This window comes from Sinorhizobium sp. NFACC03 (assembly GCF_900103435.1).
Taxonomy (GTDB): Bacteria; Pseudomonadota; Alphaproteobacteria; order Rhizobiales; family Rhizobiaceae; genus Ensifer.
In genome coordinates, this window is sequence record NZ_FMXF01000016.1 from 150771 (window position 1) to 160160 (window position 9390).

A 9390-nucleotide genomic window follows, 5' to 3' on the forward strand; every position below is an offset into this window, starting at 1 on the left:
CCTGTGAGTAGGCTTGCGTCGTCAGAGGATGGTGTAGCCGCCGTCGATCAGGAGATCGGCGCCGTTGATCATGTCGGCTCCGGCCGAAGCCAGGAAAACGGCGGCGGCGGCGATTTCCGCCGGATAGGCGAAACGGCCTGATGGGATCCGCTTCTTGGCGGCCTCGCCCTTCTCGCCGCTCCAGGCTTTCTTGCCGAGCTCGGTGAGTACGATGGTGGGAGAGATCGTATTGACCTGGATGCCGTGCTTGCCCCATTCGGCGGCAAAGGTTTTCGACATGCCGATGACGCCGAATTTTGATGCGCAGTAGGCGACATGTTCCTCGATCGCCACGGTGCCGGCCTGCGATGCAAGGTTGACGATCTTGCCGCCCTTGCCGGCGGCGATCATCGCACGGCCGACCGCCTGGGTGACGAGGAAGCTGCCCTTGAGGTTGATGGAAATGGTCTTGTCCCAATAGTCAAGCGGCAGGTCTTCGGCGGGTGCCAGGAAGACCACCCCAGCGCTGTTGACTGCGATGTCGATACCGCCATAGGCTGCGACCACCGCCGAGACGGCGGCATTCACTGACGCCGGATCCGAAACGTCGCAGACGAAGGGCTTGGCATCGCCACCGAGCGTATCCGCCTCGGCCCGCGCCACATCCTCGTTGATGTCGAGAACGGCAACCTTTGCCCCCTTTGTGGCGAAGGCGGCGGCGATGGCTGCGCCGATGCCCGAGGCGCCGCCGGTGACGAGTGCCACTTTGCCGGTCAGCGGAAAATTGAGGTCGATTTGCGGGGTGGTGTCGCTCATGTCTTCTAGTCCTCAGCGTTGCGAAGGCGGGGCGGGCATGCCGCCCCGCGTTGACGTGTTTACTTGCGTGCTTCGAGCAGCTTATCGACGTTCTCGGCCGTGACCGGCGTCCACGGAATGTTGTATTCCTTGTCCTTGCCGTCGTTGAACGGCATGTCGGGATACTGCGCCCAGATGTCGGATTGCGGTTTGTAGTCGCCCTTCTTCGCCTGGAAGATTGCCAGATCGAGTGCACCCTGTGCCTGAGCACGGGCATCCTGCAGGATTGACGTCATCGTGCCTTCCTTGACGGCAGTCAGAGCATCGGTCACGCCGTCGATGCCGGCAATGGCGAAGTCGTTGACGTTGAGGCCGGCCGACTTGATCGCTTCGATTGCGCCGAGTGCCATCTCGTCGTTCTGGCCGATGACGCCGTTGATCTGGCCCTTGTGCGCGGTCAGCCAGTTTTCCATCAGCGTCTGCGCTTCCGCGCGCGACCAGTTGGCGGTTTGCTGTTCCAGCACCTTCACGTCCGGGCACTCGGTGAGTGCCTTCTTGTTGCCCTCAAGGCGCGAGATTTGCGCGGACTGGCCGATCGGGCCTTCAATGATGACGACATTGCCCTTGCAGCCGATCTTGTCGAGCACGGTCTTGGCTTCCATGTAGCCCGATACCGTGTCGTCGGAGCCGACATAGGCGGTCAAGAGATCGGAGTTGACGCGCGTGTTGGAGCCGATGACCGGAATGCCGGCATCGTGGGCAGCCTGGACGGCGGTCGCGCCGGCCTCGATGTCGATCGGCACGAAGATGATCGCGTTGAACTGCTGCGTGATCATCGTGTTGAACTGTTCCTGCTGGACGAGCGCGTCGTAACGGCCGTCGAAGACGGTCAGTTCAACTTCGCCGCTCTTCACGGCGGGATGCTCTTCGAGCGCGGCCGACCAGATTTGCATGAACTCGGCATTCAGGCCGTAGGGTGCCGCGCCGATTTTCAGCTTCTCCTGGGCGAGCGCCGGCGACGCCAAAAGGGCGGTGGCCGAGGCGAGGGCGATCATCAGTTTTTTCATGCTACTCCTCCTTGTTATTGTGGTTTTCCGCGTCCTTCATGCATGCGGAGTGGTTGACGGCCTCCGTTGGACGGCCATTCGAGACGGGTCAGAGACCTTGGTTGCGTTTCTGGTCGAGCATCACGGCGCCGACGATCAGCGCGCCCTTGAGAACCTGCTGGTAGTAGGATTGGATTCCCATCAGATCGAGGCCGTTGTTCATGACGCCGATGATCAGGGCGCCGATCAAGGTGCCCGTGACGCGTCCGACGCCGCCCGAGAGGCTGGTGCCGCCGATGACGACGGCCGCGATGGCGTCGAGTTCATAGGCGATGCCGGCCTGCGGCAGGGCCGATCCGGTGCGGGCCGAGAGCATCATGCCCGCCAGGCCGGAGAGGGCACCGGAAATCACGTAGACGAGGAAGCGAATTCGCGTGACATTGATGCCGGAGGTCTTGGCGGCATGCGGATTGCCGCCGACGGCGTAGATGTAGCGACCGAAGCGCGTGCGCGTCAGTACCCACCAGGAGGCGAGGAATACGATTGCGAGCAGAATGACCGGCATTGGAATGCCGAGCACGCTGCCCGTGCCGATCCAGCGAAACTCCGGCGTCAGGGCAGGCACCGGCTTGCCGCCGCCATAGATCAGCGTCATGCCGCGGGCTGCGGAAAGCATGCCGAGGGTGGCGACGAAGGCCGGAACCGAGAAGCGTGAAACGATAATGCCAACGACTGTGCCGCAAGCGATACCGACGAGGATGCCGACCGCCAGTGCCAGGTAGAAAGGGTAGGGGGCGCCGGCGATGCCTGCGGTGGCCGAGGTGGTGGCGAAGCTGGCGCTCACCATTCCGGCAAGTGCGACCACCGAACCAACGGAAAGATCGATGCCACGTGTCAGGATGACGAAGGTCATGCCGATCGCCAACACGCCGTTGATCGACGTTTGCAGGAGCACGTTCGACGCGTTGCCTGGTGTCAGGAAGTACGGGTTCGAGAGCGAAAGAATGACTGCAAGCAGCAGAAACGCGAGGAAGATGCCGTATTCCTGGATCAGTGTGCTGCGGTGCTCGGCGGAAAACCACGGGCTGGACTGTTTGTTCTCGATGTTGGACACGGTTCAAAAGCCTCTCTTGTGTCGGGCGATCGCTGGCGGTGCGGAACCTTGGGCGGGCTCAGGTCGACAGGTGGACGAGCGCTTGCGCGTCCGTCGCGCGGCGATCGTAGATGCCGGCGGATTTTCCTTGCCGCATGACGAGGATGCGGTCGGACATGCCGAGCACTTCATCGATTTCGGACGAGACCATCACGACGATACCGCCGGAGGCGGTGAAGTCGCATATGATGCGGTAGATCTCCCGTTTGGCGCCGACATCGACGCCGCGGGTCGGCTCGTCGAGCAACAGCAGCCGCGGGTTGCGCAGGAACCATTTGCCGAGCACCACCTTCTGCTGGTTGCCGCCCGAAAGCCCTGAGACCGGCATGGTGTCGCGGGCGGCCTTGATGCCAAAGCGGGCGATCATCTCGGCGCTTGCGGACGCCTCGTCATGGCGCTTCATCACGAAGTTCGGGCTCATTTCCGGCAGGCTCGCAAGGCTGATGTTGCCGCGCACGCTGTCGCTGAGGTTTAGACCGGTCAGCTTGCGGTCTTCAGTGACGAAGGCGATGCCGTTTGCCATTGCGTCGACGGGTTTGCTCACGTCGACGCGCTCGCCCTCAATACGGATCTCGCCTTGGCTCGGTCGATCGAGGCCGAAGATGCAATTGAAAATCTCGGTGCGCCCTGAGCCCATAAGACCGTAGATGCCGAAGATCTCCCCCTTGCGGACGGAGAAGGAGATGTCGTCGATCCTGCCGGGCAGCGTGAGCCCCGAAACCTCCAGCCCGATGGTATCCGTGGGTTCGTTCGTCTTGATGTATTCCTCGCCCAGTTCGCGGCCCACGATCATGCGGATGAGGCCCGGGCGGTCGACATCAGCGAGCAGGCCGCTGGCGACATAGCCGCCGTCGCGGAAGACCGTGTAGGAGTCGGCGATCTGAAAGATCTCCGAGAGCCGGTGCGAAACATAGACGACGCCTTTACCCTCGGCCTTCAGGCGAGCGACGGCAGCAAACAGATGCTGCGCCTCTTTTTCGCCGATGGCCGACGTCGGCTCGTCCATGAAGATCACTTCCGCTTCATGGCTGAAGGCCTTGGCGATTTCGACAAGCTGCATCTGCGCGACCGAGAGGTTCATCATCGTCTGAGTGGCGCGGATGTTGAATTCGAGCCGGTCGAGCAATTGCTGGGCGTCCCGGTTCATCTTCTTGAAGTCGATGCCGCCGAAACGACCGCCAGGTTCGCGCCCGAGATAGATGTTCTCGGCAACCGTCATATGCGGGACCGGGCTCAATTCCTGTTCAATGATGGCGATGCCCGAGGCCAGTGCCTCGGCGGGGTTGCCGTAGCGAACTTCCTTGCCGCGCCGCCAGATCGTGCCGCCATCGCGCTGTTGGATGCCCATGAGGATCGAGAGGAAGGTGGACTTGCCGGCGCCGTTGCCGCCGCAAAGCGCGTGCACGGAACCTGCATGCAGTTCGAGTTGGCCATTGCGCAGGGCAGCAACGCCTCCGAACGACTTCTTCAGACCCTCAACTTTCAGCAATGGCTGCATGGCGTCCTCCCACGCGTCGTGATTGCGACAAAAATCACAGACATATCGACAAATGTCAATCTGGCGACCTTACTTTTGTTGATAAGGAGTTGGCTTTTGTCGATTGCGCCGCGATTTACGCGCTGAGGCGTCTCCTGGCCAAGGCCTGTTTGTCTGAGGACGTGCTCGGGCGCTGATTGAAGGTGTTCGTTGTCCGGCCGTGGAGTTCGATAGCGGCAGCCGGCACAAGTGAATCCTCGGAGGCATCAAGGTCCAGGCTTCGAGCTTTGCTACTAACGATGCTGGACACGCCCATCGTCGGCATGCTTGCGATTTGAGGCTGCCGGATGCAGTGGCAGAAATAGAATACGACGTTCGAACCGGGCGATTTCCGCAATCTGGTACCGCGCTTCTCGCCGGAAGCCCGCAAGGCCAACATGGCGCTAGTGGGTGTGGTGGAGCGCGTTGCCGACCGCAAGGGCGCAACACCGGCACGGGTCGCGCTTATCTGGCTGCTGGCGCAGAAGCCCTGGATCGTGCTGATCCCGGGCACCACAAGGCGTCCGCATCCGGGCGAGGGGGGCCGTGAAGCCCGAAGCCCGATATCACCCGGAGGGTGCGGCCGTAGATGCGACATGTGGACGGCACGAAGGTCACGCGTCTTACCCTGGGAGGCCTACCCGATTCACGATTAGTGAAGCCGCAGGACCTCGTTCCACTTGGCGATGAGCCGCGAGCGCTTCACCTGATCGAGATAGACCATCAGGCCCGGGCTGACGGGAACGGGGCGTAACTGGCCCCCCAGCATCTCCTGCATCGTGTTAGCGGTGTTCTCACCGGCGACATCGGGGCTGACAGCTGGGATCTGTAGCTCGCGCGACATGATCGTCTGGCCTTCCTTGGACATGAAGAATTCGAGATAGCGCCGGCCGAGATCCGGGGAGGCGGAAGCCTGCGGAACAAGGCCGATGCGTGACATCACCACTGTGTAGTCCTTCGGCAGGACGATCCCCACGTCCGGATGACGCGCTGCCCAGTCAGCCGCGTAGGAGCCAAGAATGTTGTAACCGAGAACGAAGCGCCCGTCAGACACGCGCTCGAGGATAGCTTCGCTGGTTGAATAGAGCTTGACACCGGCAGCCCCCATGGCCTGGATGACATCCCAGATATCCCCGAATTGCTCCTGGTCACGCGACATGAAGAGGAAGCCGACGCCGGAACGCTCGATGTCGTAGGTGCCGATGCGGCCGAAAACGGCGGCTCCCTGGCGCTTCAGGTAATCGACGAACTCCGCGCGAGTCGACGGCGGCTTTTCCTTCGTGAAGCTCGGCCTGTGGTAGACGAAAACGGCAGGTTCGAAGGTAAGAGCATAGGCCGTGTTGCGCCAATTTGCCCAAGCGGGCCAGCGGTCACTCATAGGCAGGTCGCTGCGCTGGGCGTAGCCGTCGTTGCTGAGCTTGACTTGTAGGTCCATGGCGGAAGAAAAGGCAAAGTCCGCCGTCTTCATTCCGGCGTCCGTCTCCTTGATGATGCGGTCATAAATCTCGCCGGTTAGCATGTCCTCGTAGCGCACAGCGACATCCGGATTGGCTCTTTGAAAGCCGACGATCATGGGCCTTGCAAGAGGTTCGTCGAGCGAGGAATAGACCACCAGCGTGCGCGCATCTGAGTTGCCGGAAAGGGCCGGAAATATGATCGGCGCCGCAAGGAGCAGCCGCGGACAAAGGGCCAAAAAAAGAAGAGAAATCAAGAACCGCATGAATCCACAATGCCTCAGTGTGTCACCGTTCACAAGCAAGGCGTTGGCGGATAAAGTGGTCAGGGGAGTGGCGATATTTGCGTATCTTGCTTGTTGAGGACAACCAGGACCTGGCCGAGGGTCTGTCAGCCATCTTGCGTGGCAGCGGTTATGCCGTAGATGTCGTCAGTGATGGCGCGTCCGCCCATGCAGTTGCGGCAACTGAGACCTTCGACCTTGTCATTCTCGACCTTAATCTGCCTGAAATGGACGGCCTCGATGTGCTGCGGGCAATGCGCTCCCGGCAGAACCGGGCGGCCGTTTTGATTCTGACCGCGCGAGGTGCGCCTGAGGAACGGATCAAGGGTCTTGATCTTGGCGCCGACGATTACATGATCAAGCCCTTCGACGTCGGAGAACTCGAAGCGCGGGTGCGTGTGTTGCTGCGTCGGCAGGCGGGTCTTAGAGCATCGACGGTCAGCTACGGCAATGTCTCGCTCGATCTCAATACCCGCAGCTTCTCCTCGGGCGGCGTGCCGATCGAAATCCCGGCGAGGGAGCTCGGGCTTCTCGAACTCCTGTTCATGCGAGCCGGTAAGGTGGTCGCCAAAGACGCGATCATGCAATCGCTGACCGGTTTCGACGACGATTTGAGCCCCAACGCGATCGAGCAATATGTCAGCCGGCTGCGCAAGCGGCTCGCGCCGCATGGGCTTACTGTGCGCACGGCCCGCGGGATCGGCTATTATCTCGATAAGATGGCCAGACCGGAATGAGGACGGCGGTCTATTCGCTCCGCCGGCGCCTGCTCGGCTGGCTCCTCATCTCGACAGCCGTCATTGGCGTCGTCGCGCTCATGGACACCTACCGTGAGGCGGTCAAGACGGCGAATGTCGTCTCGGATCGCGTTTTGGCAGGCTCAGCGCTTGCCATCGCCGAACGGGTAGTCGTGGCGGAGGACGGTTCTCTCGAAGTCGATATCCCTTACGTTGCTCTGGAGATGTTGACTTCGGCCGCACAGGACCGCGTCTTCTACCGAGTGGACGGGCCGCCTGGGCAGTTCATCACCGGTTACCAAACGCTGCCGTCGCTCGCGGAAGAGCCCGGGACATCCACGACCTTTGCGGATTCGACCTTTCGTGGCGAGCCGATCCGTATCGCAGCGCTCCGCCGTTCTGCCTCGACCGGCGTCAATTCGGTACCCTTCGTCGTGACCGTGGCCGAAACGACGATCGCGCGGCGGCAACTTGCGCAGACCATCCTGTTTCGCTCGGCGCTGCGCCTCGGCATGATGATTGCAGGTGCAGCGATGATCGTGTGGATCGCGGTCACATTTTCGCTCCGTCCACTCTATCGGCTGGGTGATGCGATCTCGGAACGTAACCCCGATGATCTGCATCCGATCGGCGAACGGGTTCCGAACGAGGTCCAGGGCCTCGTCGATACCGTCAATTCCTTCATGGGGCGTCTTCAATCGGCACTCGATGCGCTTCGCAACTTTACCGGCAACGCCAGCCACCAATTGCGAACACCGCTCGCCATCATCCGCACGCAACTCGCCCTGGCGCAGCGCGCAGGCTCAATCGAGGAGACCCGGAGTGCGGTGAAGAAGGCCGACGAGGCGGTCGCCAACGCGGAGCGGATCTTAGGGCAATTGCTGCTGATGGCGAAAATTGATGCGGCCGGCAAGAACGAGGCCCGCATGCTGGAGCGGGTCGATCTCGTCGAACTCGTTCGAGGAATCACCGCAGAACACGTACCCGCAGCAGGAGAGGCCGATATCGATCTCGGTTTTGATGGCGAGGGCGAAGCCCTCATCCGTGCCGAACCGTTGCTGGTCGGCGAAATGCTTAAGAATCTGATCGGCAACGCGTTGCTTTATGCCGGGCGCGGCGCCGAAGTGACGACACGTGTCCTTATGGAGAACGGGTTCGTCTCGCTAGAAGTCGAGGACAATGGACCGGGCATTCGGCCGGAATTGCGCGAGACCGTGCTCCGGCGTTTCGAGCGCGGCGGCAGCGAAGCGCCAGGCTCCGGACTGGGCCTACCGATCGTCGAGGAGATTGCCGAACTTTACGGTGCGACGACCAGCCTTGGCGCCGGTCAAGACGGTCGCGGTCTGAAGGTCACGATCTTGTTTCCGGTCGCCACCTAGCGCGGACGTTATTTGTTCACCGGGCGGATTCGTTCGAGATGAGCGAGGCAGACCGTCTCAACCCTTGAGATGAGTATCTCCGTGCATTGTACCAACCAGTCCAGTGCTTCCTTAGAAATCTCGTAATGGGGCGAGTAACGCGCTTTGACATAGGCCTCGTTGAGGACATTGAACCAGGCGACGTAGCGTTGTTGATTTTCGGGCCAAACGTCGATCAGTTCACCGGCACGCTCTTCCGCCAGGTTTCGGAGGAAACGAAGATTGTGGGAGGGCGGGCTGTAAGCTGTCAGCACCAACAGAAGCGTTGAATATGCCTGCTCGATGGCCTGATGGAGTTCAAAGCTTGCGTGCTTGTTTTGCCCCTTGCCCGCGAGGTATTTGGCCGTGTCGAGAAACGACGCTGCGCCCGGCAACCGGTCTTCATGGTAGGCAACAGCCATCCGCCAGGCTTCTTCGGGGCTCACCCGTCCAGGCGTCGCCAGCGGCTCGTCATCCAACTCATAGAGCGCAATCCCTTCACGCGCGATGTCGACGAAAAAGTACCGACCCAGCCGCAATTCAGTGTTCACCATCCGCAGCGCGTGAACGATCAAGCCAACCGGCGTTTTGATCTCCGGCGAGCGCATCAACCGATCGTTCGCCCTGTTCCAGTAGGCCGGATCCGTCAGTTTCTTGTTGTTGACGATGACGAGAATGTCGAAATCCGAGCGATAGCCCTTTTTGGTATGTGGCTCGTCGACGAAGGTGCCGCGGGCATAGGAACCGAAGAGCACTATCTTTAGGATCCGGCCGCGCTTCTTGAAATCGGCGGATCCGCCCTTCAACGCGTCCTCGAATTCCTCGTGGATGATCTCGACCACGCGACGAAGCTCTTGTTGCTTGACCGCAGGCAAATGGTCGAGGCTCGTCTTCATCAACTGTCAGTCCTTCAATTATGAATCGGTGCACGGCCCTTGATCGGCAAACACCTTGCCGAAAGCCAAGGACCAATTCAACAAAGCAAGCGCGACGATCCCTTTGCAATCGCTTAGCAAAAAGACTATCGGG

General features: G+C 60.9%; 8 protein-coding genes and 1 pseudogene. 3 read left to right on the plus strand and 6 right to left on the minus strand.

The window, feature by feature from the left end; all coding sequences use genetic code 11:
• Nucleotides 1–21: 21 nt before the first annotated feature.
• The 4 genes from BLU35_RS20305 to BLU35_RS20320 all read right to left on the minus strand — a co-directional run bounded on the left by BLU35_RS20305 (nucleotide 22) and on the right by BLU35_RS20320 (nucleotide 4471).
• A complete protein-coding gene (locus BLU35_RS20305) occupies nucleotides 22–795 on the minus strand; it encodes a GolD/DthD family dehydrogenase (protein ID WP_093234269.1) in 774 nt (257 codons plus the stop codon).
• 59 nt (nucleotides 796–854) lie between these two features.
• Nucleotides 855–1841 carry a substrate-binding domain-containing protein gene (locus BLU35_RS20310; protein WP_093234270.1) on the minus strand — a complete coding sequence of 329 codons (987 nt, stop codon included), beginning with the start codon at nucleotides 1839–1841 and terminating at the stop codon, nucleotides 855–857.
• A gap of 88 nt (nucleotides 1842–1929) precedes the next feature.
• Complete coding sequence (locus tag BLU35_RS20315) at nucleotides 1930–2934, minus strand: ABC transporter permease (RefSeq protein WP_093234271.1); 1005 nt, start codon at nucleotides 2932–2934, stop codon at nucleotides 1930–1932.
• 58 nt (nucleotides 2935–2992) lie between these two features.
• Nucleotides 2993–4471 (minus strand): sugar ABC transporter ATP-binding protein, encoded by a 1479-nt coding sequence (locus BLU35_RS20320; RefSeq protein WP_093234272.1) that lies wholly within the window; start codon nucleotides 4469–4471, stop codon nucleotides 2993–2995.
• A 344-nt stretch (nucleotides 4472–4815) separates the two neighbouring features.
• Here BLU35_RS20320 and BLU35_RS36200 point away from each other — a divergent pair.
• Nucleotides 4816–5013: pseudogene (locus tag BLU35_RS36200) on the plus strand (aldo/keto reductase); the annotation flags it as partial.
• A 128-nt stretch (nucleotides 5014–5141) separates the two neighbouring features.
• Here BLU35_RS36200 and BLU35_RS20335 read toward each other — a convergent pair.
• A complete protein-coding gene (locus BLU35_RS20335; protein ID WP_093234274.1) occupies nucleotides 5142–6209 on the minus strand; it encodes an ABC transporter substrate-binding protein in 1068 nt (355 codons plus the stop codon).
• Between the two features lie 77 nt (nucleotides 6210–6286).
• Between BLU35_RS20335 and BLU35_RS20340 the strand changes: the two genes are divergently transcribed.
• Both BLU35_RS20340 and BLU35_RS20345 read left to right on the plus strand, forming a co-directional pair.
• Complete coding sequence (locus BLU35_RS20340; RefSeq protein ID WP_093234275.1) at nucleotides 6287–6964, plus strand: response regulator transcription factor; 678 nt, start codon at nucleotides 6287–6289, stop codon at nucleotides 6962–6964.
• Nucleotides 6961–8343 (plus strand): sensor histidine kinase, encoded by a 1383-nt coding sequence (locus BLU35_RS20345; protein ID WP_093234276.1) that lies wholly within the window; start codon nucleotides 6961–6963, stop codon nucleotides 8341–8343. The genes BLU35_RS20340 and BLU35_RS20345 overlap by 4 nt, the downstream gene beginning before the upstream one ends.
• Before the next feature lie 8 nt (nucleotides 8344–8351).
• Here BLU35_RS20345 and BLU35_RS20350 read toward each other — a convergent pair whose 3' ends face one another.
• The gene (locus BLU35_RS20350) at nucleotides 8352–9257 is read right to left on the minus strand and encodes a nucleotidyltransferase and HEPN domain-containing protein (RefSeq protein WP_093234277.1); all 906 of its coding nucleotides are present in this window, start codon (nucleotides 9255–9257) and stop codon (nucleotides 8352–8354) included.
• Nucleotides 9258–9390 lie beyond the last annotated feature (133 nt).